We start from the raw sequence: 25,927 nt of genomic DNA on the forward strand, positions 1-25,927 counted from the left end.
AGCCTTTAGAAGTTTCCTGGGTTTCAGATTTTAATCACCTGTGTGCTGAAAACTAGCACTTGCGTAAGTTCAAATTTAATTGTTTTTTAAGATTTGCTCCTCAACATAACACACACCTTAATTAATCGCTTCAAGTAGTCAATTCGGAGATTGATATGAAAAAGCTCATACCCTTGTTAGTCAGCAGTATTCTGGTAATTGGTAGTTTTGGTTGTCAAGATGCAACCAAAAATGCATCAGAAACTCCCACCACCAATGAAGCCAGCAAAACTACAGCCAAAGAAGCATCCGCCAACACTAAAACTACAGCCAAAGAAGCAGCTGCAAATACTAAAACTACTGCTAAATCTACTACCGAAACTAGCAAAACTCCAACCAAAGAAGCAGCTGCAAATACCAAAACTACTGCTACTGAAACTGCTACTAAAAGTTTAATTCTCAGCAAGTTAACCGAAAAAATTCCTGGTAGCAAGTTAGTAGTTGAAGACAAAGACGGCGTTGTTACAGTCACAGGGACAGTTCCCACCACGGCTGATCTCAAGAAGATTGAGCCATTAGTCAAAGAACAAAAAGGTGTTAAAAGCGTAAAAGTAGAAGCAAAAGCTGCAAAAGCTCAGTAAAATCTGAGACAGTTTTCCATTAAGAGTCTAATAATTCTTAACAGGACTTATAAAAATATAAGTCCTGTTTTTCATGACAAATTAGCTACTTTCTTGATCAGAATCCGATTCAATACTGCTCGGTTAATGATTTTCAACTCTTAATTTGGTTTGAGGAAAGGTAAAAGGTTAAGGGTTAAAGGTTTTTCTTGCCCCTTTTGCCCTTAACCGACAAGTATTGGATTATTCGTTACCAATTTGTAAATTTGCATTCTCTAAGATAAATACATGCAATTCTATAAATTGGGGATGTACCATGCCAAAACGCCTGATAATAGAGTTAAATAATTGGTTACAACGAGATAGAATTGTACGGAATTTAGAAATATTTCAAGACTTTATTATTATCTCACTCTGTCTAGGCTTATTTTGTGTAATGCTGATTCGTCTGACAGAAATGTTTACTTCCTTTTTACGTCCATTAGATTTACGGGAAGTAACATCTGATATTTTGTTTATTTTAATTCTAGTAGAGTTATTCCGCTTGTTAATCGATTACCTACAAGCACAACGCATATCTGTAGGCGCAGCAGTAGAAATTACTATTGTTTCAGCTTTGCGAGAGGTAATTTTACGTGGTGTGCTAGAAATACCCCGCGATCAACTACTAGGTATTTCTATATTTTTAGTAGTTTTAGCAGGGATTTTAGTAGCTTTACCTTGGATGACTCGCTTTTTTGAACATGACAAAACTACTAATCCTGACATTGCTGAAACAATCACGCAGTTATTGACTGAAAAACCTGAGTTGTAAAGTCAAAGATCTAAAGTGATGAGTCATCGGTAATTGGCTATTTTTCCTGTAGTTATCTAGCCAATCTTTAACTTTTTTAGTCCTGTTCGCACCTGATAGGTTGTTCAGTTAATACCAACTAATTATATCAAAAGTTGGTATAATGCTCCAGATTGTGCGATCGCCCTGAGGATTCTATCCTGCAATTCGAGTCTAAGAGCTAGGAGAAAGGTAAAGAAAAACCCTTTCTCCGGTATCTCAAACCATATTTTCAGTGCAAATTGCTATTTCTTGTTATGGGAGGACTAATAAAGGCAGATTTTTACAGCTTTTTAGTGAGTTTTTGTTTCTCGGATGTTAGCAGCGAAACTCTCTAGAAAGTAGTTGTCGTTAACTATTTACATCAGAAAATATAAAAATTTTTTGTCAGTTCGCTAGTAATAGGTTAATAAAAGATAAAAATCGGATTAAAAATGTAAACTTGATCCACAATACAAGCAAATGAAACTTAAATTTTATGCAAGTTTGATGATTTTTATGAAGTTTTAAGAGTTATTATCGATCGCAGGAATTAACTTGAAAAACTTGCAAAAACCAAATCAATTTAGTGAACTACCCTCCAGTTTACAGTTCAAAACAAAACTGTCCCATTCATTTGGTTGGCAAAACGGGACAAGCAGTTCAGATTTCAATTCATTCTCCTAGTCGGTATATCTGTGCCAACTGCGAACGGATATTACCAGATTGGAAGCAACAGTCAACTTTATGGGTAGTGATTGTTTTACAACAATCACAGTATCAATTACAGGAAAGTACACCTGTCATAGAGGAAGAGAAAGAACGCTTACGAGAAAAGTTTATGCGGTTTGGTTTTGATTTAGCTTTTAATCTACGCGATCGCAGCTATTTTACAGACCTCATAGATCCTCGTACAGGCTATCCGCTACTTTCTCATCCTGGAATTGTTCCTCATGACGACACAGCAGTTGTCAAAGCTTTGCTAAATTACCCAGTCATCAAAAACAAATGCTGTGTACTAGTACATCCAGAATGGGGGACAGCAGTCTATCCCAGCATCTTGATTTCCGAAGCTCCGCCAATCATGATTGAATGGGTGACTAAAAGCATAGCGCCCATGCATGGATGGCAAGAAATCAGCTAGATCATCAGTAACTGCGAATAAAAATGATGGACAAACAGGGCACTAGCATCGCCGTAAAAAATGTAAGAGTCAAAAATCACAACTCAAATAAAATTTTGATTTTTGACTCTTGCCCCATACATATGCTGTACGCTCAATTCGCTTAACTATATTTATAGTAATGTTTGTAGCCTTTGTACTTAGTCTTATCTCCGTTAGCAACGATGCCTAAAATATTGACGGGAGAGAGTTTTAGACTATCTTGAGCTTGCATTAGCCCCGATTTATCTGTTTTGTCTAACCTTACTACCATCACTACCCCGTCAGTGTAGGGTGCGATCATTCTCGCATCAACTAATCCTACTATCGGCGGCATATCATAAATAACTAAGTCAAAAGTTCTATTGAAATAGCCCATTAGTTGCTTCATTTTTTCTGAAGAAAGCAACCTTGCAGGATCGGGCGGTATTGGCCCCGAAGTAATCACAGATAAGTTGTTCATCGTTGGCATTTGCCTGATTACCTGTCCTATGGGGATATTCGTGGAAATTAAACTGCTTAACCCCCACAGGTTACTTAGATCGGCTAATTCATGAACTTGGGGTCGGCGTAAATCAGCATCTACAAGTAGTACTTTTTTGCCCATTGCTGCTGCTATTTGGGCTAGTTGGAATGAAACTGTAGATTTGCCGTCTCCTGGTAATGCTGAACTAATAACTAAAGAGTGAATTGGTTGATCGGAACTGAGTAGTTGAATATTTGAATACAGTACCTGTAAAGATTCCCAAAATCTGCCTTGACCGTAATAGCGATCGCTAGACGAGCGGCGTTGTAATATATGAGACATTTTTGGCATTTTGCGGGAAACATTTTTCGGTAAGATTTTTTCCAAAACTTTGTTCTCAGAATTGTGATATCGACTATCTTGGATTTTTCTATCAAAAGGCAAAGTTCCCAGCAAAGGTAGTTTGATTTTTTCTTTGAGACTGTCAGCAGTATGGTATGTATTATCTACCTTCTCTAGTAGCAAGCTAATGCCAACACCTAAAAGTAAACTAGCAATAAAACCTAACGTTAAGCTACGTTGAATATTAGCAGATATTGGTTGTCCAGGCTCAAATGCTCCTTGAATTAACTCCCAAGGTAGTTCTGTCTGAGCCACCTGAATTTGTAGCGTTTCCCGAGTAGTTAAAAACCGATTCAGGCTCTCGGTGGCAATTTGTAGCTCTCTCTGCAGTTCTGTATATCTTCGCGATAAAACTGGTAATAGTTTAACTTCTCGATCAACTTGGATTTCTACTTTCTTTAATTCTTGGCTTTGTACTTCTAAAGTCTGAACTTGAGTAGCTATCTCAGCAAATTTAACACCTAAAGTTCTCTTGGCTTCTTCTTCTAATAATGGCAATAAATTTTCTTTTTTCTGCCTTAAACTTTGGATAGGTGGGCTATCTTCTTGAAACCGAGTTTGTTCTCCAGCTATTTGAGCGTCTAATTGACGGATCTGAGCAATTAATTGTTGATATACAGATGTATTGCTGATCGCGGCTAGTTCTCCTTGTTCCCCTTTCATATTGGCAAAACTGGCACGAGACATAGCTAATTGTTGATCAATTGCTAATCTTTGGGTTTTCAAGGCTTGCACTTGACTGGCAATTTGTGTTGCCTGGGCTTCTGGACTAATAAAATCATACCTTTGGCGGAACAATTGCAGCTCTTTTTGCAAACTATCTACTCTATTTTTAATACTTGGTAGTTGTTTCTCAACAAACTGTACACCTTGCCTTAACTTGGTTTGGCGCTTTTGTAGACTATATTCTAAATAAGATTTAGCAATGATATCTAGAACTACTTTAATCTGCCGAGGGTCTTCACTTTTGAATCGTACCTCTATAATTTTCGTCTGTCCTAAACGACGAATTGTTAACAATGCCATTAGAGAATCATAATTTATATTTGGATAAATTTTCTGTATCTCTTTGACAATGCTTATCATCAATTCTGGGCTTTTGAGAACTTGTATTTGGCTTTCGTAATCTAAACTACCAGATTTACCTGAGCTACTAGGATCAATGGTGAGTTGTGACAAAGATTTCTCTTCATTTACAGGTTCTACTAAAAGTCGAAAATTACTTTCATAGATAGGTTTTTGCTTTAATGTAGAGTAGCCCACAGCAGCCATGACCACAGTTGCTACTCCTACAATAATCAACATGCGTCGCTGTACAACACTGAGGAATTGTCGTAAGTCCCAATCATTACTATCCTTGTCAAACCATGCCGTAATCTGAGGTGAAAATGCTTGGTGTATCGCACTTCCATTGCGCTCGTAAGTTGAAGGTTTAGTTAAATTGTTCTCCATCATTTATTTATCTTGTGTAATCAGCTAGGTAAAATTGGTCATTGCTGGTTGTAGTAAAGGTAAGATACACTCTTGTACTTGTTAAGTAAAATATATAAGTGAAAAACTAAATATTAGACTTAAAGTAAATCCCATATTATTAAGTTTTGAGTTGGCATTTATGTTCTTTGCCCTATCAATGCTCAAAAAAATAATTTATATAGCTGTTTTAGACTCCTAACGACAACTAGTCAATGTTTTAGAGGAGAATATCTAAAATAGTATTTATACTTAAAAGCACCTCAACCAAAATTTAGATGCTATAACAAAAGGCGGTTAAAATTGCTTGGGGCTGTCTCCTCTTAGTTCCGATTAGCTTAGTTAACTACTTTGTCAGCAGCATATGTATCTTTACGTAAGTTAAAAATCAGTCTAGTAATAATATGGACAGTGCTATACTGAGGCAAGTATATTCTGGCTTTCCAATGTCAACCTGAGTATACAAGGAAGTTTTAAGTATAAAATATGATACATTACTTAACTAAGAATTGAGATATAAATATCTAGCCCTCTCCCTCCTTTAGATGGACAGTCTCGGAATTCTTCACTATGTTTAGACAAAATCCTTTACAGGCTTACCTGGTTCTAGGCAGATTTTGCTCGCCTCGTGCTTCAAAAACAGAACTAAAACCCTGATTACAAATTATTCAACCCTCAATTACATAGAGCTTAGGCGTATTTCCAAAAATCAAACAGGAGTTTTATAGGATATTTTATTGCGGGATTGATTGTCACTAGTCTGCTGGATTGCTTAAGATATCTCTACTAACTCTGCTCTTACAGGCATAATAAGTTTTTCTGGTATGGTCTTCTGCCAATAACACTTAATCGGAGTTTTTCACAAAAGTCAAGGGTCAAAAAATTTTAGGTTTAGGTGGGTATTATAACTTTATCCAATCTCCTTACACAGCTTTAAATATTTGGGTAGGCTACAGTGAAAATTTTTCAACTCATAACGATTTTGCCTATTAGCTATTCGTCAAGAATTTTATAGTCATGGTTCAAATCCTTTAGCTCAGTTAAAACTAGAAAATCTCTGCTCTTAAATTTAATTATTTTGCTTAAAGTACCACTGTGGATTTCACGGTTAGTAGTAATACTTAAGAAGTATTATACTAATATTTTATTAAAAAATCAGTATAAATACTTTGGTGTATCATGGGTATATATGATTTAAAATTGTTCACCGATAACCGACGTAAAATTTAAAAATAATTTGTTACCAAAAAAATATTCCAATCATTGCGGTTATTTTACTTAGGCTGGATTCATCAACTCGATGGTGAATTTTGCCACAACTGCTGACTGCAATTTTTTATTAATTAAACAAGCAATTTATCTGGTGCATCATCTAGCTAATGCATAATACCTTGGCTCTGGATCATAGCAAAGCTAGAAAGTATCCTGATTAAACTCTTTCACAAAAAACCGCAATAAAGATTCAAAAAAATTATGTTTTTTCCCTAATTTATACAAACATCGTTTATAAAAGAATTTAACTGCAAGTATAGAGCGACTAAGGCAATCGATTGCTGCGATCGCTTTCTTGGTTATTTCTTGGTCTAGGAATCTTTTAAAAGGACGATATAGCCAATGACATTCAGTGAATGGCTGAAGAAATCGTTGCTAACCATCTCGACAAACAAAGGTGCTCAGAATCAGCAATTTTTTACTCCTGATAGAGACTTATTGTTAAGTGATAAAGTTAACTTCGATCATATAAAAGAGCAGAATGAGGAGGACTTTAACAAGTTTGTACTGCCTTCAATAGTCCCTAGTCAGTCTCTATCAATGAATACAACTTGGTATGAGCAACCGCTGAAATTATCTGTGATTACTGAGTTTTTTCCCCCAGACTACGCTGCTACAGGACAGTTGATTGAGGAACTGGTAAGACAGTTAGGTAAACAAGGAGTAAACATTGAGGTGTTTACAGGTCAGCCGGGGTATGCGTTTGGAACTTCCTATGCTCCTGCCATAGAACAAGTAGGTCGAGTTAGAATTAGGCGATCGCGCACTGCTCAACTTTGGTCGCGGCGAGTTCGTGGTAAAGCGATCAACGGTATCTTGTTTACCTTGCGTGCTGTGCTGCATCTAGTTAGATGTTGCCGTCGCCATGATGTAGTGTTGTTAACCTCAGCCCCACCATTTTTACCAATTGTGGGATATCTGGCTCACCTGTTTTTTAAGCTTTCTTATGTCTGCTTAATTTATGATATTTATCCCGATATTGCGATCGCCTTAGGAGTAATCCCTAAAAATCATTGGCTAGCAAGATTTTGGCAAACCATAAATAAAAAGGTTTGGCAAAAAGCTAAAGGAATAGTGGTGCTAAGTCCAGCGATGAAGCAGCGGGTAGTGGCAGTTTGTCCAGAGGTAGCAGATAAGGTATCTGTAATTCACAGTTGGGGAGATCCTGACTTGATTGTGCCAATGGTCAAAAAAGATAACTGGTTTGCAACGAAATATAACTTAGTTCATAAATTTACTGTTCTTTATTCGGGTAACATGGGTCGGTGTCATGATATGGACACCATATTGGCAGCAGCCAAACAACTGCAAGATGAGCCGATTCAGTTCGTTTGTATTGGAGGTGGTGCAAAACACGACAGTGTAATCCAAGCAGTCAATCGACTTGGGTTAAGTAATTTTTTGTTTTTACCCTATCAAGATAAAGAAGTACTGCCTTACTCTCTAACAGCTTGCGATCTCTCCTTAGTTAGTGTAGAAGCTGGTATGGAAAGTTTAGTTGCACCCAGCAAACTTTACCCAGCATTAGCAACAGGGCGACCTATTGCTGCAATTTGTTCAGAGTATTCTTATTTAAGGCAAATCATCGCAGATGCCCAATGTGGTGCTAGTTTCGAGAATGGTGACAGTTATGGATTAGTTGAATTTATTCGCTTATTGAACAGTGACAAACAATTAGCAGAACGCATGGGTATGGCATCTCGTCGGTATTTGCAGTCGCATTTTACGCCCGAGATTATTGCTAAACAATATTTAAGAGTTCTCCGACAAGCTGTTTCTTAACGCTTTTGAGTATTATTACGCAACATAATTCCCAAAAACGTATTAAATTACTTTCATCTTCGGCTTGACAATCGTAATTTGCGGCTATATAAACAAAGTGCATCTATCATTTAGGAACGCTGACTCTGAAAGTTATGTTTGACAAACTGGTCAATGCAGACTTCCTTAAGTAGGATTACGGAAACCTGCTACTAAAGAAGAGATAGTGAAGCATTTTCCTTAGAACTTGCACTGGTTCACAAGTTTTTCTTCTAAAAATTCAATAACTCACTGTTGATTAAGAAGTGGGCTTTGATGGTCTTTATGATCTCAGTCCCTTCAACGCAACCTTCTTGTGGATTTGTTTGATGTCTACTGATATGGAGGGCCGAAGTGCAGAAAAGGTGTGATCGAAATCGAAAACGTTCTAAAAGACGAGCCATATATTGTCCAGAACATGGGTGCTATTTAAATAGCATGAGTCAAAAATATGGGTTGTTTGCAGAACGAGCTGGACAGCTACAAGAGCGAGGGATGAAGCGGTTAGATGCCTTAATGTTAGTTGCAGCCAAAACTGCAATTCCTATAGACGGTGAGTGGTTGGAAGCTTTTTGGTGTGATGAATGCCAACAAACTAAGTGGTACCACGTTTGTAAGGGCGATTCCACTTATGAATTATCAGTAGCACCGCCAGAACTTTGGCAACAAGCCACAGGGGTAATTAATCCACACAGAAATCCTTCAGTGGGGGAGTTCACTAGTAGAAATGCTCGGATGCTTCGCTACAGAACTATTGAAAATTGTAAGTTTATATACTAATGCAAACACTCAAACATCTGTCGTTTTGAGCGAAGCAGAAGCTTAAAGATAATTGGCTTCGATCAAAATGACACCTGAAAATGCAAAATAAACAAAGCTTTATTGGAAAAAATAGAGCATTTATAAGTTTGAGTCGAATCTTTAGCGATTTGGAACAGCATTTATTGTAAAAAGTGGAGTATTCATAAGTTTGAGTCGAATCTTTAGAGCTTTGGATTAATTTTTGTTATGAAGGGTGGAGCATTTATAAGTTTGAGCCGAATATTTGCAGCTTTGAATAAGTTTTTATGGTAAAAAATCGTGTGTTTACAAGTTTTGTCGCATTTGTGACCACAAAAAACCATTAAGTTAGGAAATTTACGCAATTCCCCAGAAAATTTGATCGCTGATGATTCCCAATTAACACTAGTTCCGTATTGGTTAAGCATAAGTTAACTTATGTGTAGCCTTTCAAACATGGACATACTGCTATGGGAAGACCAAAGCGTACTTCGGTAATTTTAGAAAAAGCCCAGCGTCGGATAGCTGGTTTAAAGACAATTGATGGCTCACTAGATTTGGGAAATGGGCTTACGGTCGAAATATTTTTAGAATTAATTGAAGATACACGCAGAAAATTAGAGGCTCATAATATTGCTTTGTCAGCCGCCGATCAGACAGGTACTCTGGTTTCACAAGCAGAGCGATCGCTTGCCGATTTATCAGAGCGAATGTTAACTGGGGTAGCTTCTAAATATGGTAAACGTAGCGATGAATATGAGATGGCTGGGGGTGCGCGCAAGCGTACTGGTAAGCGGAATGCTCGCAAAGTAAGTACATCTACGCCCACAGAAAGTCCGGCTACAATCTAAGATATCTCGACGACTTGATAACTCATCAATTATTATTATTCAACCAACCATAGGGACACAAATTTTTGTGTCCCTATTAGATTAAGAGCGATGGATGTAGATCCAGATAATTTTTAATTTTTTAAATTTTGCAATTGCCTTGAGAGAATTACAATAAAATCCCCAAATGCTTGTAGGGGCGCAGTATTGCTCATTGATGTCAACTTAACGTGAAACCCGCTCTTGTGCAAGGTTTCGCCCTCACCCCCAGCCCCTCTCCCACCAGGAGAGGGGAGCAAGAGATTGAGTTCCCCTTCTCCTGCGGGAGAAGGGGTTAGGGGATGAGGGCGCGAGGTATTTGTACAACACTTGCCGTATATAGCTTTTAGCTTAAGTTGACACGTATGAGTATTGCTGTGCCCTTTGTGCTGTAAATGTGGAACCGCCGATCAATTTTGATGAGGTGAGACAAATTAATGAAAAAAGCGCTTATTTGTGGAATATCTGGACAAGACGGAGCCTATCTAGCGCAGTTACTTCTCAATCAAGGCTACTCAGTCTGCGGTACTTCCCGTGATGCTCAAATTTCATCTTTTCAAAATTTACTTCACTTAGGAATTCGAGAGCAAGTAAAGCTAGAGTCAATGGCTTTAACTGACTTTCGCAGCGTCTTACAGGTACTGACAAAAATCCAACCAGATGAAATCTACAACTTAGCAGGGCAAAGTTCAGTTGGTCTATCTTTTGGACAACCAGTAGAAACCTTAGAAAGTATAGCCACAGGTACGCTCAACTTGTTAGAAGCTGTTCGCTTTTTAGGTAAACGGATCAAGCTCTACAATGCCGGTTCTAGCGAGTGTTTTGGTGATACTGGCGAAATGGCAGCAGATGAAACTACTCCATTCCGTCCCAGAAGTCCTTATGCTGTAGCTAAAGCCACTGCATTTTGGGAAGTTGCTAACTACCGAGAAGCTTATGGTTTATTCGCCTGTTCGGGAATTTTGTTTAATCATGAATCTCCCCTTCGACCAGAAAGATTTGTAACTCAAAAAATTGTGGCTACTGCTTGTCGCATTGCTCAAGGTGGTACTGAGCAACTTTATTTGGGAAATATGCAGATTCAACGTGACTGGGGTTGGGCACCAGAATATGTGGAAGCAATGTATTTAATGTTGCAACAACAACAGCCTGATGATTATGTAATTGCTACCGGAGAAAGTACTTCACTAGAGGATTTTGTTGCCGCAGCCTTTGCATCAGTCAACTTAGATTGGCAAGAACATACTGTTATAGATAATAGCCTCCTGCGACCTACAGATTTAGCAGTGGGTAGAGGTAATCCAGCCAAGGCTGCAAACAACCTGGGATGGCAAGCGAAATACAAGATGAAAGATGTAGTGCAGATGATGGTGGAAGCAAGGTTAGCTAAGTCATGACAATGAAAGACAACATTCATCAACCCAGTTTAGTAATTGAAGCTGGACGCACAGAACAGCAATATTGGAAAGACTTATGGCGCTATCGGGAGTTATTTTACTTCTTAGCATGGCGAGACATTTTAGTGAGATACAAACAAACGGCGATTGGGATTGCTTGGGCACTCATTCGTCCGTTTCTCACAATGGTGGTGTTTACAGTCGTGTTTGGACAGTTAGCAAAGTTACCTTCTCAAGGTGCGCCTTATCCAATCCTAGTGTTTTCCGCCATGTTACCTTGGCAATTCTTCTCCAACGCTCTCTCAGAGTGCAGTAATAGCGTAGTTAGTAATGGCAATCTAATTTCCAAAGTCTATTTTCCTCGATTAATCGTACCTGTAAGTGCGATCGCAGTCAGCTTTGTAGACTTTCTAATTTCTGGGATGATTTTGTTGGGATTAATGGCTTGGTATAACTTTGTTCCTACCTGGCGAATTCTCACACTGCCATTATTTATTTGTATTGCCTTTGCTGCTTCAATGGGTGTCGGATTATGGCTGGCTTCTTTAAATGTGAAGTATCGCGACTTTCGTTATATTGTGCCGTTTATTATGCAATTTGGCTTATATATCTCGCCCGTCGGATTCAGCAGTAGTATTGTCCCAGAACAGTGGCGGTTTGTTTATTCCTTAAACCCAATGGTAGGTGTGATTGATGGTTTCCGTTGGGCAATTTTAGGTGGTGAAGCAAAGTTATATCTACCTGGGTTTATTTTATCTTTGGGGTTAGTAATATTACTATTCATAAGTGGCATTTGGTATTTCCGTAAGACGGAAAAGAACTTCGCAGATGTGATATAAAATTTTCTCTAATAGGCATTTATTGTAACCAATTACAAACTTGAAAAAGTTGGGCTAAGAAATATAGCTATGCGTTGATTCATTTACATTTAAAACACTGATGTAAGTAGGCACGAAAAAATCCAACATAGTTATATATTTCCCTGCTAACTTACTTCACTTATATTAACTATTAAGCGATTCATGCAACAGAAGCGTGATTTTGAGCAGAAACATCCGCAGTATAAAAATAATTGCGAATGGCTTTAAAACTAGGGAACAATCAAAAGCCAATGTCTGAAACTATTATTAAAGTTGAAAAAGTTAGTAAAAAATATATTATTGGTCATCAGCAGCAGGAACGTTATACTGCTATTCGGGATGTGATTACCTATAAAACTAAAGCTTTACTTAATCCGTTTAAAAGCAAATATAAAGCCCAAAATAATCAAGAAGAATTTTGGGCTTTAAAGGATGTTTCATTTGAAATTAAACAGGGTGAAAGAGTTGGCATTATTGGGCGTAATGGAGCGGGTAAATCAACATTATTAAAGATTTTAAGCAGGATTACAGAACCTACAGCCGGACGCATCAACATTAAAGGAAGAGTTGCAAGTTTGTTAGAAGTGGGGACAGGGTTTCATCCAGAGTTGACAGGACGAGAGAATATTTATCTTAATGGCGCAATTCTGGGTATGAGTAAAGCAGAAATTCAGCGTAAGTTTGATGAAATTGTGACGTTTGCTGAGATTGAAAAATTTTTAGATACACCAGTCAAACGTTATTCTTCCGGAATGTATGTGCGGTTGGCGTTTGCGGTGGCGGCGCACTTAGAACCAGAGATTTTGATTGTAGATGAAGTATTAGCTGTCGGAGATGCACAGTTTCAGAAGAAATGTTTAGGTAAAATGGATGATGTTAGCAAAGAAGGCCGAACAGTATTATTTGTCAGTCACAATATGACGGCTTTGCAAAGTCTATGCAATCGTTCTATATGGATGAATAATGGCAAAGTTTTAGAAGATGGCTTATCGAGTTTTGTAATATCTAATTATTTGGCTAAATCTGCTTCGGCAGTAACAGAACAAGTATGGGATAAAGAGAAGGAAGCGCCAGGTAACAATAATGTCAGATTACATCGTGTATCTGTGTGTCCAGAGCCGGGAAATCCATCTGATGAAATGAATGTTTCTACTCCTATTCGGCTAGAGTTTGAATATTGGAATTTCATACCCGATGCAAATTTAAATTTAAGTTTAGTTATTTATGATCTTCAAGATATCTGTATTTTTAATACTGTATCAGAATCAAAAGTTTCTCCACAGGGATTAATAAAAGGAATATGCCATATTCCTGGTGATTTTTTAAATGATGGAACTTATAGAGTTAGGATTTTAATTGTTAAAGATACATCTATCGTTGTTTTTAATCACGATAATATATTGATGTTTGAAATTGCTGACATTGAAAGACCAGGTAGCTGGTATGGTAAATGGATGGGCGCAGTTCGCCCTAATTTTATATGGGAAATAGATTTTAAAAGCCAGAATTCAACTATTAAATTATCATGTAATCAAGCAAATGAAAGTAATTAAAAAAGCATATAATTTAGTAAAATCTTTTTCAACGGAAAAACAACATCATATAGCTATTAAGAATGCTGATAATGCCATTAAAAATTTTCAGCATCCCTATCAACTAAATGTGGGTTGTGGAAATATTAAATTTCAAGGATGGGTAAATATAGATTTAGCATTTGTTCCTAATGTTACCGATATCATTTGGGACGCATCTCAAAAATTTTCCTTTTTAAAAGATGAATCTTGTTCATTAATTTATAATGAACACTTTTTGGAACATCTAGACATTGGACAAGGCTTGAATTTTTTATCTGAATGTTATCGATTACTAAATCCAAGTGGTGTTTTACGTATTGCAATGCCATCTCTTGATTATGTAGTTCAAAAATATAATTCTGAAAACTGGCGTAATCAAGATTGGTTAAGCTGGAAAGAATATAAGTTTATTCAAACACGTGCGGAGATGATAAATGTAGCATTTCGATCGTGGGGACATCAATGGTTATATGATCAAGAAGAGCTAGAACGTAGATTATACGAGGTGGGTTTTAAGGAATTAAGAAATGTGCAATGGGGTATCAGTGAAATATCAGAATTGAACAATAGAGAAACTCGTACAGACTCAATGCTGATTTGCGAAGCTAAAAAATAAAAATCAATCACAAATTCTCTAAAAATAAAATGCATCAGGTTATTTATCATTACATTTAAATACTACAAAAGCCTAAATGTACTAAAACAATCTTGCTACTTTAATAGCAACATATTGGAGGCAATAAAAATTGGTATATAAAGTATTAGTATTTCCAGGTGGTACAGAGATTGGATTGGAAATTCAAAAATCACTTTTGCATTGTAAGGATATCCAAATATATTCAGCTGGAAGTAGAATTTCAAATCATGCCTCTCTTGTGTTCAAAAATCACTTCATCATTCCGTCGGTTTCTGAGACAGATTGGTTAAACAGCTTAAATGAAATCATTATTCATGAAGGGATAGACTATATCTTTCCTGCTCATGATGATGTAATTGTGGCTTTAGCCGAAAATATAAAGTCTCTTAAAGCAAAAATTGTATCATCTCCGCAGGAAACTTGCTTAATTACCCGTTCAAAATCAGCAACATATCGTTTACTGGCAGATATAATTCCTGTTCCCAAATTATATATAGATATTGAACAAATAAGCACCTATCCTGTATTTCTGAAACCCGATAAAGGTCAAGGCTCTCAAGGTACTCAACTTATTGATAATCAAGAATATTTATACCAGTATTTACATAATAATCAACAACAAAATCTAATCTTCATGGAATATCTACCTGGAGATGAATATACAATAGACTGTTTCTCAGATAGAGATAGAGGTCTATTATTTTGTAGTGGTAGAGAGAGATCCAGAATTAGAAGTGGCATATCTATGAACAGTAAAACTGTTCATAACCAATCTGAGATATTTCAAAAGTATGCCTGCCTGATAGCAGAAAAATTATGTTTTCATGGAGCATGGTTTTTTCAACTCAAAAAGGATCAATATGGTATTTATAAGTTACTTGAAATTGCACCTAGAATTGCTGGTACTATGGCTGTTCATAGAGTTAAGGGAATTAACTTTCCTCTTTTAAGCATTTATGAACAGGAAAGAATACCAATTGAAATACTTATAAATCAAATTGACGTAAGTATTGACAGAGCTTTGATAAACCGTTACAAACATCATATCGAGTATAACAAGGTCTATGTTGATTTAGATGACACTCTAATTTTGAATGGAAAATTGAATTTAGAGCTAATCAAGTTTTTATATCAGTGCCTCAATCGAGATATTAATATAATTTTGATCACTAAGCATAAAGGTGATGTGAAAGAGACACTCAGTAAATATAGAATATTCAGTATATTTGATCAAATAATTCATATTGATAGTAGATCAAGTAAAGCAGATTATATTTGCGACGATAAATCAATCTTAATTGATGACAGCTTCAGTGAGCGCAAAGATGTTAGCAAACGCCTTGGTATTTTGACTTTTGATTGTAGTATGTTAGAAATGTTACTAGATGAAAGGAATTAGCTATAAATGCCAAATGTTGTTATTAGCCAAACAGATATAGAACATTTAAAAGTAATTCGTCATAATGTTGTTGAGTTTATGAAATATGCTTCAGCTAATTATGCCAAGCATCCAGGAAGATTACTAGACATTGCACCTCAAATTCATGAAGGTGCAGAACCTTTCTTTCAAAATTCGATTATTATAGATACTTTTGACATAAATCCTAAATCTGGATGTACTTATATTGGTGATATTTGCGGGTTTAATAGTTCTATACCTAATGAAACTTACGATTACATAGTATGTACAGAGGTATTAGAACATACCCTACAGCCTTTTAGTGCTGTAAATGAGATGTGGAGAATATTGAAGCCTGGTGGTTTGCTTTTCCTCAGCACTCCATTCAATTTTAGAATTCATGGTCCATTACCAGACTGTTGGCGATTTACTGAACATGGTCTAAGAGCTTTGTTAAATAAATTTGCAATAGTGGAATTGAATAGCATAGAAACCTTAGATAGAGCACTTATGCCGATTCAATATACAATCATTGCACAAAAAAATTAAAATAGCTAAGTAGAAATTTTCAAAAAATGCCTACCTACATCTATATAAGTTAATCTGGATTACTAACTTTTTAATTTAAAGCAAAATGTATTAGGATAAAGAGCAATTATCTAAACTTAATAAAAGGCTTATACATAGGAAAAAATGATAAAAGTTAAAAAACCATCCATACTTCCAGCATTAAATGGCGACCTGCTTAAAAGAGCTAATCTCTTCAAATTTATCAGGGAATTTATAGAAGCAGCTAACATGTCTGATGGCTACTATATGGAGTTTGGCGTACTTAATGGTGAGGCTATGATCGATGCTTATCGACAGTTCCGAGGTGTTGTCTCACATTATTTAGGATTTGATTCATTCGAGGGACTTCCAGATCTCAAAGAATCTGACCAAGAAGCTCAAGAATATACTCCTTATTTTTATAAGGGTAATTTTAAATCTATGCCTATAGACTATGTTAAAAATAACATCATCAGTTGCTCAAGAATGCAAGAAGAAGAATTAACCTTAGTTAAAGGTTTTTTTTCAGAAGTGCTTCCGAAACTAGAAAAAGCTATTCTGCGTGAGAAGGGAATTCCTCACGTTATTTATATTGATTGCGATCTCTACTCTTCTACATTGGATGTATTAAATTTTATTGATGATCTGGTTGTCACTGGGACTTGGATTTTATTTGATGACTACTGGTGCTACCGAGGATCTCCTCTTTATGGTCAACAAAAGGCAATCCAAGAGTGGTTAAACGGTCATGAGCGAATAGGGCTTTCTGAATACTCTAATTTTAATGGCTTTGGTAGAGCTTTTATTGCGTATGAAAAGTAGACATTTTTGGAGAAATTAAGGTGCCACACCTAACTAATTTATGATTCTCAGTGGCATTAAAAAACTTGTATCGTTATGTTGGTAATATCTACAACAATTATCCAGATTCCATATACAGTTATTACACAGAAATTTAAAGATATTTAAATTATGAATTTCTCAAATAAAAGTTTAGACAAACTAGGTATTTTTGGAAGTCAGCCACTTTTTCAAGAGAAGTTGTATGTTGGTCGCCCGAACGTTGGCGATCGCACACGTCTCCTCGAACGCATTAACGATATGCTTGACAGACGTTGGTTCTCCAATAACGGGCCTTTTGTACAAGAGTTAGAACAACGTATTGCAGATTTATTAGGAGTCAAACATTGCATTGCTATGTGTAATGGAACAGTAGCTCTCGAAATTGCAATCAGAGCAGCTGAATTCAAAGGTGAGGTGATTGTTCCCTCTTTTACCTTTGTTGCCACGGCTCATGCACTGCAATGGCAAGAAATTACACCTGTTTTTTGTGACATTGATCCTCAAACGCATACAATTAATCCTTGGCGAGTAGAAGCCATGATTACACCTCGAACCACAGGCATTATTGGAGTGCATCTGTGGGGACAACCTTGTAATGTAGAAGCTTTGGAAGAAATTGCCCTGAAACATCATCTCAAATTAATGTTTGATGCATCCCATGCATTTAGTTGTTCTTATAAGGGACGCATGATAGGTAATTTTGGAGATGCAGAAGTTTTCAGTTTTCATGCAACTAAGTTTTTTAATACCTTTGAAGGTGGCGCAGTAGTTACAAATAATGATGAGTTAGCGAATAAAATTCGTTTAATGAAAAACTTTGGTTTTGCTGGATATGACAATGTTACTTACATTGGCATTAACGGCAAAATGAATGAAGTTTCGGCGGCGATGGGTTTAACTTCTCTAGAAAGTATTGAGGAATTTACTGCAATCAACTACCGGAACTACAAGCATTATCAAGCAGAGCTAACGGATATTCCTGGAATCAGCCTATTCACCTTTAACCAATCTGAGTGTTGCAACTACCAATACATTGTTTTAGAAATCAATGAAGAAGAAACGAAAATTAGCCGCAACCAGCTGCTCAAAATTCTTCATGCCGAAAATGTGATTGCCCGTCGCTATTTCTATCCAGGCTGCCACCGTATGGAACCTTATCGCTCCTATTTCCCACATGCAGGCCTTCTGCTTCCTGAAACGGAGAAACTATCTCAACGAGTTATGATATTACCTACAGGAACTAATATAACAGAAAATCATATACACTCAATTTGTGAAATTATCAGATTTTCAATAACAAATGGAATTCAAATTCAAGAACGGTTAGAAGCAAATAAATCTAAAGTATCTGCTCAGATATATTAAACAAAATTATTTAAAAAATCGCATTATCTTTAAAAAACTATCAATATTGAACATATTTAACAGATGAATGAAAAATAATACTCCATTCTTGAATGAAGTTAAATCGCTTCAAGATAACAAGTACGATAAAATCCCAAAATCATCGTCTTTGCAAGATTTAAGATGGCTGATTGCTCAAAATACAATAGAAATTATTTCAGATGATTTACCGCTAGAACCAGCAGTCAGTATATGCATGATTACTTACAACCATCATCAATTCATAAAAGATGCTTTAGAAGGTGTTATTGCTCAAAAAACTACTTTTGAAATAGAGCTTATTGTTAGCGATGACTGCTCTACAGATGGTACTCAAGATATCTTACTTGACTACCAAAAAATATATCCAAATCTAATTCGTGTACTGCTGGCAAAAAAAAATCAAGGTCAACTTACGCCAAATAAAAATGCTCCCTTTATGCCTAATGTAATTAGAGCAATAGATTATTGTAGGGGTAAATATATTGCTCTTTGCGAAGGTGATGATTACTGGATAGATTCCTTAAAGCTACAAAAGCAGGTAGATTTTTTAGAGGCAAATGAAGATTATTCACTATGCTTTCATAATGCTAAAATTCAATTCATGCGCTCAGGTAATTTCAGAGAATGGATAATGCATGAGTCTCTTGATAAAACTATATTTGAGACTAAAGATTTACTTCGAGGATGGTTTATTCCAACCGCTTCTATTATGGCTAGAAATTATGGTGTTTCCATGATTCCTGAATGGTTTCATCATTGCCAAAGTGGTGATATAACTTTGTTATTATTATGGTCATTAAGGGGGAAAATTAAATATTTAAATGAAGTTATGAGTGTGTATCGTCTTCATGATAATGGTATAACAGCATCTGCAAATCATAGTGGGTATAATAAAGTTATTTCCATGATGTTTCTATATCAGAGCTTCAATATTGACACTAAATATAAATATAATGATGAAATAATGATAGCTATAATTTCTGAGATTAACACACATTTACCTGAAATCAAGGAGTTAAAAGCAGAAGTTGAAAAATTCAAGGCAGAGCTAACATTCCTTAAAGTCAAACATAAAATAAAAAATCTTATAAAAAAATATTTTTTGCATAAATTTACATGAATCTTACTAATCTTTTGACCAAACTATAGTGATTTCATTAATATCTTATTAAAGCGAAATTTTGCTTTGATTAACTATGAATAATTGAGAATTATAAGGTCGTTTTTTAATTAACTATATAAAACAAAAATTATATACTTGCATATTATAAATAATGAATATTGTTTGCACTATTGATAATAATTATGCACAACACTGTGCGGTCATGCTGTCATCTCTATTTATTAATAACCCAAACCAAAAATTTTATATATACATTATTACTAACGGATTAAAAAAACATATTAGTAATAAGATAAAACGTTTTTTTTATACAATTAAGCAAGAATATTCAATAATTGAAATTCAAACAAGTGAATTAGAAAAAGCTCCTGTTAGTCATCATATATCGTTAGCCACCTATTTTCGATTATTTATTCCTGAAGTTATTCCTGACAACATTGATAAAATTTTGTTTATTGACTCAGATATAATTATTCGTAAATCCATTGATCAACTTTGGTCTCTTGATATTCAAAGCTTTAGCCATGCTGCTGCTATTGCAAGTGGTATGGATGATTATCCCTCTAAAATCAATCTGCCAGAAGGCTCCCTCTACTTTAACGCTGGATTGATGCTAATTAACCTTAAAGCCTGGCGCGAGATGAAAGTTTTTCACAGAGGTTGTGCTCTGATTTATCAGCAACCTGAGCTATTACAATGGTGGGATCAAGATGTATTAAATATTCTCTTGAATAACTCTTGGCTTCCTGTTGATTTGACTTGGAATTCACAACCTTATCTTTATGATGAGTCTTTAATTAATTCTAAATATCAGGATAAATATAAAAAATTTAATTATTTAGAAGCTAAGATTGATCCTGCAATTGTTCATTTTGTTGGAGGTGGTAGTGCTAAACCCTGGCATCTTAATTGTAACCATCCTTTTAAACATGAGTATTTTAAATATCTTAAAAAGACTCCTTGGAAGAACAGCCATTTGATTGGTAAACCAAGTTTTATCTCAAAAATAAGATTTTATCTTGGCTTAGGTAGTAAACTGCATAATTTCCTTCAATTCTTGAGAACCAAATTGTTTAGCATATAGGATTGTGTTAAAACGCCTCTTTAATCAACAGGAAAAACTGAGAAATATTTGGGAATATTTTCGACTTAAATCACTTGGGGTAGAAGTACATTCTTCCTGTTTGCTAGGCAAGCATATCACAGCTAGTTTAGGCTTTGTGCAAGGTTCTATGGGCAAAATCTACTTAGGCCCAAAGGTGATGCTAGAACAAGGTGTAATTTTACAAGCTTGGGGAGGAAGTATTGCTATGGAAAATAATGTTTTTATTGGCCCATACACAGTAATTTATGGGCATGGTGGGGTCAAAATTGGTAAAAATACTTTGATTTCTATGCAATGCCGAATTTTATCTTCTAATCATACGATTCCTGATAAAAATATTCATATTCGCTCGCAACCAGACATTCTATTACCTGTAAGTATTGGAGAAGATGTATGGCTAGGTGCTGGGGTTACTATATTGGGAGGTGTCACGGTTGGAGATGGTTGCGTTATTGGTGCTGGTGCAGTTGTGACTAAAGATTTGCCTTCTTACTCAGTAGCAGTTGGTGTTCCTGCAAAAGTAGTGAGATATCGTCCATGAATCCTCTAATTTCTGTAATTATCCCTACCCATAATCCTAACCAGACGCGTTTACAAAGAACGCTTTGTGCTTTAAAAAAACAGACGTTGGATCAAGAAAGCTGGGAACTTATAGTAATAGATAATTTGACTACAGATCCCAAATACATTCCTAGTTTTGATTTCTCTTGGCATACTTCTACAAGAATCATTAGAGAGGAATGCTTAGGCTTAACAAGAGCAAGGTTAGCAGGTATTCAAAATAGCTTAGGTAATTATTTGGTATTTGTAGATGATGATAATGTTCTTTATCCTAATTACCTAAAAAGCGTAATTGATATTTTTCAAAATTATCCTCAATTAGGAGCGATTGGCGGTAAATCATTACCAGAATTTGAAGTACCACCGGAACCTTGGGTAAAAGATTTTTGGGTTTGTTTAGCACTCAGAGATTTAGGCGAAGAAGTTCAAGTCTATTCCTATAAAAACGAATCTATTGCTAGTAAAAAACACCCAGTATTTGCACCAATTGGTGCTGGAATGGCACTCAGATATCAAGCAGCTAAAGATTACGTGGATAGTCTTGGACAAGACTCTTTTAAGTTATCTTTAGACCGAACAGGTCAAAATCTACAATCAGGAGGAGATTGCGATATTAATCTCACACTATTAGATGCAGGTTGGGGAGTTGGTTATTTCCCAGAATTACAATTAACCCACTTAATTTCTGCTAATCGCCTCACCAAAGATTATCTTGCTCGTCTAAACTATGCCTCTTCACGTTCATGGATTCAAGTTTTAAACGAACATAATATCTGTCCTTGGAAAAAAATTCTTCCTTTAACTATTATACCGAGAAAAATGAAGGCTTTTTTGAGTTATCAAGCTTGGAAAAGTCCTACTGCTTTTATTAATTGGCAAGGTGCATGTGGAACTTTTGAAGGTTTAGCTATGCTATCTAATAAATAATATTACTTAAATTACATTTAAAATAAGATTTATTAAAACAATACTAAAAATATTAAATGAACCAACGAGAAGAAAAGAATAGAAATCAATGGTTAGATACTCTTCGAGGAATAGCTGCTTGTTGGGTAGTTATGTTTCATTTAAATCAAGTTATACCTCAAGAAGATAATCTTTACTTTCACTTTGTAGGTTTAGGCTATTTAGGAGTACCTATATTTTTTATTGTAAGTGGATATTGTATATACTTTACAGTTAAACGTTCAACATCTATTTTACATTTTTATTTAAGAAGATGGTGCCGAATTTATCCACCGTATTTGTTTAGTATTCTGTTAGTTATTACTGTTTGTGCATTTCGTAAGCTTGTGACAGGCACTAATGATGTGGCATATATACCTAACAATTTTCATTCATGGTTGGCTACTTTGACTCTAACGACTAGTCCTGTTAGCTCAGTTCCAACAATTAACTGGGTATATTGGAGTTTGAGTTATGAATTATTCTTTTATCTGATCATGGGTTTTATTATTTTAAAACCAAAATACCACTACTTATTACTGTATTCGCTCACTATATTAAGTTTAGTTCCAAGAATATCTGAACAGCATAATTTTTTATTCTTCTTTAATCAATGGGGTTTATTCTCTCTAGGCATAGCTTTAAAAGGTATATCTAGAAGCGAAGATATCAAGGCAGTACTATTATTACTAATTAGTTTAATATCAATTATTGTAAATAATCAAATAGAAGTCCAAGTCGTTGCCATTTTTACGGCTATAACTATATGGTTTTCAGATTATAATAAGGAAATTTTGCAAAAACAAAATTTTATAAATAAAATTGGAAAAATATCATATAGCTTATATTTATTACATGTGCCTATAGGTTGCTATTTATTGCTTCAATATCGTCAAGGTATATGGATAAAATATTTACCAATGCACATTATTTATGATTTTACTGTATTAATATTATGTCTAGCATTATCAGTATTATTCTTCAAATATGTTGAACTTCCTTCATTTCTTATAGTTAAGCATAAATAGTATTTTATCTTAATTGATATATTAATTAACGTAATTGAAAATGTTTATAAATAAAAAAATAAGTTTAGGATTGATAGTTTATAAGCTGTACTATCAACCTAGAGGTTTCTTAGAAAGATTAATCCATAAAGGTGTCACAAATACAATTTTAGAATTCCATGCAAAGTTGCAAATGGAAAAAGCAACTTATCACTTAAAATCAGTTAATAATGAGTTAGCTATTAATCAGTTAGAAATTCATTTTTTAACTGGCAAAAAGTTTTGGTATCAGACCTGTTTTTGCGCCTATTCAATGGCACAAAATACCACGTTCCCATTGCGTCCGATTATTTATGATGATGGTTCTTTAGAAAAAAAGTATCAGGACGAGATTCTGCGAATTTTTCCTAATGCAAAAATTATTCTCAAGCCAGAAATAGAAGAACGCATAGATCAATATTTACCGCAAAATAAGTTTCCTTATCTTAGAGAACGGCGCTTGAATTATCCTAATATGCGAAAAGTTACGGACATTCATGTTGGTTCTAAAGGTTGGAAGCTAGTGCTTGATTCCGATATGTTGTTTTTCCGAACTCCAAATATTCTGTTGGATTGGCTTAAATCTCCTCAACAACCCTGCCACATGGTTGATGTGGAAACCTCTTATGGATATTCACATAGTCTCATGGCTTCTTTAGCACAGGCAGAAATACCTAAACACATAAATGTTGGTATTTGTGGCTTAAAAAGTGAAGAAATCGATTGGGAGCAATTGGAATACTGGTGCAAAACAATGATTGAACAAGAAGGCACTAGTTACTACCAAGAGCAGGCTATTGTGGCTATGCTCATGGCAGGTAAATCACGTTTGGTTACCTCTACTGAAGACTATATTGTTATGCCAGAAAGGGAAGAAGTCATCAAACCAAAAGCAGTGCTACATCACTATGTAGCAAATTCTAAATCTTGCTATTTTCGCTATGGATGGCAACATTTATTTAGTTAATAGCGATTTATCAATCCTTGCATTAATTTACTTAAATATACATATATGTTACTGAAGAAAAATATTAAAAAATTGGTTTATGGTAGTCTTCCTGGCTTTTCTGGATCATTTCCATATTTTGGTACAAAAGTTTATTTCCCAAAAGACTCATATATATTTGAACTAGCTTGCGATCAAGGTATATACGAAGCTGCCAACCTCAAACTGATGCTAGCTCAGGTAAAGCCCAATAGTGTGTATTTTGATATTGGGGCGAATATAGGATTGATGTCAATTCCTGTCCTTCATCAATACTCTTCTTGCAAAGTAGTATCGGTAGAACCATCTCCTAATTCATTACCATTTTTAACTCTTACTGCTCAGAATAGCCAATATAAAGATAGATGGACTGTAATTGCTAAAGCTATGGGAGATAGGGTTGGTGAAATAAGCTTTTCTGCAGCAGCTTCAATAAAAATGGGAGCATTTGATAGTATCCAAGATGCTAATACTAAACGAGTAGTAGAAACAAATAGAATCACTGTTCCCATGACAACCCTGGATACAGAATGGGAGAGTATGGGTAAACCTGCTGTTTCACTAATTAAAATTGATGTTGAAGGTGCTGAGTTTCAAGTCTTGCAAGGTGGTATTAATTGTATTAAGCATGAACAACCCGGCATTTTACTAGAATGGAATGCACAACATCTTAAGGCATACGATTGTGAACCAGAAAAACTCTTACATATTGCAGATTTTTTAGGATATAGACATGTCTTAGCGCTTCCATCTCTACTATCTGTGAATCACTCAAGTATTCTCAAATTATGTATGGTGCAAACAGAAAGCTTTTTATTATTACCGGAATCATGAATAAAACCGAAAAAATTCAAATTATCTTACCAGACTTAAAAATCTATCAGCAGAATTTGATCAATGATCAAACCCCTTTTCCTCTCAAAACTGTACCTTTTTCTACTAATGGTTTACTTACAGAGTTACCACTTCCACCAAAAGGGAAATCTGGATGGCCTTGGACTATTGAAACTCAACCTATAAAACATCCTCTAAATAGTATAGATTTTCCTAAAATTTCAATTGTTACACCTACTTATAACCAAGGAGATTTTATTGAAGAGACTATTCGCTCTGTATTATTACAAAATTATCCAAATTTAGAGTATATTATTTTTGATGGTGGCTCTACCGATCAGACACAAGAAATATTAGAAAAATATAGTCCTTGGATTAGCTTCTGCCAAAGTAAAAATGATAGAGGACAGGGACATGCTATTAATCTAGGTTTTAGTATTGCTAGCGGCAATTATTATAGTTGGATAAATAGTGATGATTTTTATTTGCCTAACTGCTTTGAAAAAGTTTCCAATCATTTCGCCAAAACAAAAAAAGATTTCATTTATGGTGATTCTTTAATACTGTATGAAAATGAGAAGGTACTTAAATATGCACAAAGTTTTCTAGTCCTTGAGCGTTATTTACGTTTTGGTGGTATTATCCCTTCTCACGCTGCATTTTGGAGCAGTAGTATTCACCAACCAATTTGGGAAGAACTAAATTGTGCTCTAGATGCTGAACTTTGGCTTAGATTAGTGCCTAAACATTCCATAGGTCATCTACAATCGCCTTTAGCAGTTGCCAGAATCCAACCAGAAGCAAAAAGTTTTAATGATAAATATAAGCTGCTTTGGGAAAAAGACTATCAAGAAAAAATTTGGAAAGCTTATGACTCCATACCGTTTTGGAAATTTCGGAGTTTTGAGTTTAGATATGTGCAAATGATTTACAAAAAATTCCTCAGGCAGATGTCAAAAGTCAATATTAAAAATTTATTACTTAGAGATGATTTAAATATAGTTTAAATTATAAAAATTAGTCGTAAATATTAAAAATTATCAGTCTTTTTG

At 35.3% G+C, this 25,927-nt stretch carries 23 protein-coding genes; 22 read left to right on the forward strand and 1 reads right to left on the reverse strand.

The window, feature by feature from the left end:
• The first annotated feature begins 155 nt into the window (after positions 1–155).
• The 3 genes from HGR01_RS33575 (at position 156) to HGR01_RS33585 (ending at position 2,554) form a co-directional block, all read left to right on the forward strand.
• A complete protein-coding gene (locus tag HGR01_RS33575) occupies positions 156–620 on the forward strand; it encodes a BON domain-containing protein (RefSeq protein ID WP_045867984.1) in 465 nt (154 codons plus the stop codon).
• A 295-nt stretch (positions 621–915) separates the two neighbouring features.
• Positions 916–1,413, forward strand: a complete 498-nt coding sequence (locus tag HGR01_RS33580) for a phosphate-starvation-inducible PsiE family protein (protein WP_045867983.1) — start codon at positions 916–918, stop codon at positions 1,411–1,413.
• Positions 1,414–1,999: 586 nt separating this feature from the next.
• Positions 2,000–2,554, forward strand: coding sequence for a methylmalonic aciduria and homocystinuria type D protein (locus tag HGR01_RS33585; protein ID WP_045867982.1), 555 nt, complete (start codon positions 2,000–2,002; stop codon positions 2,552–2,554).
• Between the two features lie 142 nt (positions 2,555–2,696).
• On the opposite strand, the gene HGR01_RS33590 is transcribed toward HGR01_RS33585, so the two are convergent.
• A complete protein-coding gene (locus HGR01_RS33590; RefSeq protein WP_309227614.1) occupies positions 2,697–4,895 on the reverse strand; it encodes a GumC family protein in 2,199 nt (732 codons plus the stop codon).
• A gap of 1,629 nt (positions 4,896–6,524) precedes the next feature.
• Between HGR01_RS33590 and HGR01_RS33595 the strand changes: the two genes are divergently transcribed.
• The 19 genes from HGR01_RS33595 to HGR01_RS33685 all read left to right on the forward strand — a co-directional run bounded on the left by HGR01_RS33595 (position 6,525) and on the right by HGR01_RS33685 (position 25,882).
• A complete protein-coding gene (locus HGR01_RS33595) occupies positions 6,525–7,964 on the forward strand; it encodes a glycosyltransferase family 4 protein (protein WP_228045264.1) in 1,440 nt (479 codons plus the stop codon).
• 372 nt (positions 7,965–8,336) lie between these two features.
• Complete coding sequence (locus HGR01_RS33600; protein WP_045867980.1) at positions 8,337–8,762, forward strand: hypothetical protein; 426 nt, start codon at positions 8,337–8,339, stop codon at positions 8,760–8,762.
• Between the two features lie 470 nt (positions 8,763–9,232).
• Positions 9,233–9,613 carry a hypothetical protein gene (locus tag HGR01_RS33605; RefSeq protein ID WP_045867979.1) on the forward strand — a complete coding sequence of 127 codons (381 nt, stop codon included), beginning with the start codon at positions 9,233–9,235 and terminating at the stop codon, positions 9,611–9,613.
• A 455-nt stretch (positions 9,614–10,068) separates the two neighbouring features.
• Positions 10,069–11,028 (forward strand): GDP-mannose 4,6-dehydratase, encoded by a 960-nt coding sequence (locus HGR01_RS33610; RefSeq protein WP_045867978.1) that lies wholly within the window; start codon positions 10,069–10,071, stop codon positions 11,026–11,028.
• Positions 11,029–11,030: 2 nt separating this feature from the next.
• Positions 11,031–11,867 carry an ABC transporter permease gene (locus tag HGR01_RS33615; RefSeq protein ID WP_045867977.1) on the forward strand — a complete coding sequence of 279 codons (837 nt, stop codon included), beginning with the start codon at positions 11,031–11,033 and terminating at the stop codon, positions 11,865–11,867.
• Positions 11,868–12,139: 272 nt separating this feature from the next.
• Positions 12,140–13,441: an ABC transporter ATP-binding protein gene (locus HGR01_RS33620; RefSeq protein WP_045868844.1), complete on the forward strand. Its 1,302-nt coding sequence runs from the start codon at positions 12,140–12,142 to the stop codon at positions 13,439–13,441.
• Complete coding sequence (locus HGR01_RS33625) at positions 13,428–14,078, forward strand: class I SAM-dependent methyltransferase (protein ID WP_052335051.1); 651 nt, start codon at positions 13,428–13,430, stop codon at positions 14,076–14,078. The genes HGR01_RS33620 and HGR01_RS33625 overlap by 14 nt, the downstream gene beginning before the upstream one ends.
• Before the next feature lie 130 nt (positions 14,079–14,208).
• Positions 14,209–15,498: an ATP-grasp domain-containing protein gene (locus tag HGR01_RS33630; protein WP_045867976.1), complete on the forward strand. Its 1,290-nt coding sequence runs from the start codon at positions 14,209–14,211 to the stop codon at positions 15,496–15,498.
• A gap of 6 nt (positions 15,499–15,504) precedes the next feature.
• Positions 15,505–16,047 carry a class I SAM-dependent methyltransferase gene (locus HGR01_RS33635; RefSeq protein WP_045867975.1) on the forward strand — a complete coding sequence of 181 codons (543 nt, stop codon included), beginning with the start codon at positions 15,505–15,507 and terminating at the stop codon, positions 16,045–16,047.
• 144 nt (positions 16,048–16,191) lie between these two features.
• The gene (locus HGR01_RS33640; RefSeq protein ID WP_045867974.1) at positions 16,192–16,869 is read left to right on the forward strand and encodes a TylF/MycF/NovP-related O-methyltransferase; all 678 of its coding nucleotides are present in this window, start codon (positions 16,192–16,194) and stop codon (positions 16,867–16,869) included.
• 150 nt (positions 16,870–17,019) lie between these two features.
• Positions 17,020–18,255 carry an aminotransferase class I/II-fold pyridoxal phosphate-dependent enzyme gene (locus HGR01_RS33645; RefSeq protein WP_045867973.1) on the forward strand — a complete coding sequence of 412 codons (1,236 nt, stop codon included), beginning with the start codon at positions 17,020–17,022 and terminating at the stop codon, positions 18,253–18,255.
• A gap of 67 nt (positions 18,256–18,322) precedes the next feature.
• Positions 18,323–19,396: a glycosyltransferase gene (locus tag HGR01_RS33650; RefSeq protein ID WP_052335050.1), complete on the forward strand. Its 1,074-nt coding sequence runs from the start codon at positions 18,323–18,325 to the stop codon at positions 19,394–19,396.
• A 154-nt stretch (positions 19,397–19,550) separates the two neighbouring features.
• Positions 19,551–20,483: a glycosyltransferase family 8 protein gene (locus HGR01_RS33655; protein ID WP_045867972.1), complete on the forward strand. Its 933-nt coding sequence runs from the start codon at positions 19,551–19,553 to the stop codon at positions 20,481–20,483.
• A gap of 4 nt (positions 20,484–20,487) precedes the next feature.
• Complete coding sequence (locus HGR01_RS33660) at positions 20,488–21,045, forward strand: acyltransferase (protein ID WP_045867971.1); 558 nt, start codon at positions 20,488–20,490, stop codon at positions 21,043–21,045.
• Positions 21,042–21,992: a glycosyltransferase gene (locus HGR01_RS33665; RefSeq protein ID WP_045867970.1), complete on the forward strand. Its 951-nt coding sequence runs from the start codon at positions 21,042–21,044 to the stop codon at positions 21,990–21,992. The genes HGR01_RS33660 and HGR01_RS33665 overlap by 4 nt, the downstream gene beginning before the upstream one ends.
• Before the next feature lie 56 nt (positions 21,993–22,048).
• Positions 22,049–23,038, forward strand: a complete 990-nt coding sequence (locus HGR01_RS33670) for an acyltransferase family protein (RefSeq protein ID WP_045867969.1) — start codon at positions 22,049–22,051, stop codon at positions 23,036–23,038.
• A 40-nt stretch (positions 23,039–23,078) separates the two neighbouring features.
• Positions 23,079–24,023 carry a hypothetical protein gene (locus HGR01_RS33675; protein WP_045867968.1) on the forward strand — a complete coding sequence of 315 codons (945 nt, stop codon included), beginning with the start codon at positions 23,079–23,081 and terminating at the stop codon, positions 24,021–24,023.
• Positions 24,024–24,068: 45 nt separating this feature from the next.
• Positions 24,069–24,875 carry an FkbM family methyltransferase gene (locus tag HGR01_RS33680; protein ID WP_045867967.1) on the forward strand — a complete coding sequence of 269 codons (807 nt, stop codon included), beginning with the start codon at positions 24,069–24,071 and terminating at the stop codon, positions 24,873–24,875.
• Positions 24,872–25,882, forward strand: a complete 1,011-nt coding sequence (locus tag HGR01_RS33685) for a glycosyltransferase family 2 protein (RefSeq protein ID WP_052335049.1) — start codon at positions 24,872–24,874, stop codon at positions 25,880–25,882. Before HGR01_RS33680 ends, HGR01_RS33685 begins: the two co-directional genes overlap by 4 nt.
• The last annotated feature ends 45 nt before the right edge of the window (positions 25,883–25,927 follow it).

The sequence above is a fragment of the Tolypothrix sp. PCC 7712 genome (assembly GCF_025860405.1).
Taxonomy (GTDB): Bacteria; Cyanobacteriota; Cyanobacteriia; order Cyanobacteriales; family Nostocaceae; genus Aulosira; species Aulosira diplosiphon.

Bases quoted from the DNA above. Each gene is read 5' to 3' on its own strand.
- HGR01_RS33575 (WP_045867984.1), top strand. From the start codon at position 156: ATGAAAAAGCTCATACCCTTGTTAGTCAGCAGTATTCTGGTAATTGGT.
- HGR01_RS33580 (WP_045867983.1), top strand. From the start codon at position 916: ATGCCAAAACGCCTGATAATAGAGTTAAATAATTGGTTACAACGAGAT.
- HGR01_RS33590 (WP_309227614.1), bottom strand. From the start codon at position 4,895: ATGATGGAGAACAATTTAACTAAACCTTCAACTTACGAGCGCAATGGA.
- HGR01_RS33595 (WP_228045264.1), top strand. From the start codon at position 6,525: ATGACATTCAGTGAATGGCTGAAGAAATCGTTGCTAACCATCTCGACA.
- HGR01_RS33605 (WP_045867979.1), top strand. From the start codon at position 9,233: ATGGGAAGACCAAAGCGTACTTCGGTAATTTTAGAAAAAGCCCAGCGT.
- HGR01_RS33610 (WP_045867978.1), top strand. From the start codon at position 10,069: ATGAAAAAAGCGCTTATTTGTGGAATATCTGGACAAGACGGAGCCTAT.
- HGR01_RS33615 (WP_045867977.1), top strand. From the start codon at position 11,031: ATGAAAGACAACATTCATCAACCCAGTTTAGTAATTGAAGCTGGACGC.
- HGR01_RS33620 (WP_045868844.1), top strand. From the start codon at position 12,140: ATGTCTGAAACTATTATTAAAGTTGAAAAAGTTAGTAAAAAATATATT.
- HGR01_RS33625 (WP_052335051.1), top strand. From the start codon at position 13,428: ATGAAAGTAATTAAAAAAGCATATAATTTAGTAAAATCTTTTTCAACG.
- HGR01_RS33635 (WP_045867975.1), top strand. From the start codon at position 15,505: ATGCCAAATGTTGTTATTAGCCAAACAGATATAGAACATTTAAAAGTA.
- HGR01_RS33640 (WP_045867974.1), top strand. From the start codon at position 16,192: ATGATAAAAGTTAAAAAACCATCCATACTTCCAGCATTAAATGGCGAC.
- HGR01_RS33645 (WP_045867973.1), top strand. From the start codon at position 17,020: ATGAATTTCTCAAATAAAAGTTTAGACAAACTAGGTATTTTTGGAAGT.
- HGR01_RS33650 (WP_052335050.1), top strand. From the start codon at position 18,323: ATGAAAAATAATACTCCATTCTTGAATGAAGTTAAATCGCTTCAAGAT.
- HGR01_RS33655 (WP_045867972.1), top strand. From the start codon at position 19,551: ATGAATATTGTTTGCACTATTGATAATAATTATGCACAACACTGTGCG.
- HGR01_RS33665 (WP_045867970.1), top strand. From the start codon at position 21,042: ATGAATCCTCTAATTTCTGTAATTATCCCTACCCATAATCCTAACCAG.
- HGR01_RS33670 (WP_045867969.1), top strand. From the start codon at position 22,049: ATGAACCAACGAGAAGAAAAGAATAGAAATCAATGGTTAGATACTCTT.
- HGR01_RS33675 (WP_045867968.1), top strand. From the start codon at position 23,079: ATGTTTATAAATAAAAAAATAAGTTTAGGATTGATAGTTTATAAGCTG.
- HGR01_RS33680 (WP_045867967.1), top strand. From the start codon at position 24,069: ATGTTACTGAAGAAAAATATTAAAAAATTGGTTTATGGTAGTCTTCCT.
- HGR01_RS33685 (WP_052335049.1), top strand. From the start codon at position 24,872: ATGAATAAAACCGAAAAAATTCAAATTATCTTACCAGACTTAAAAATC.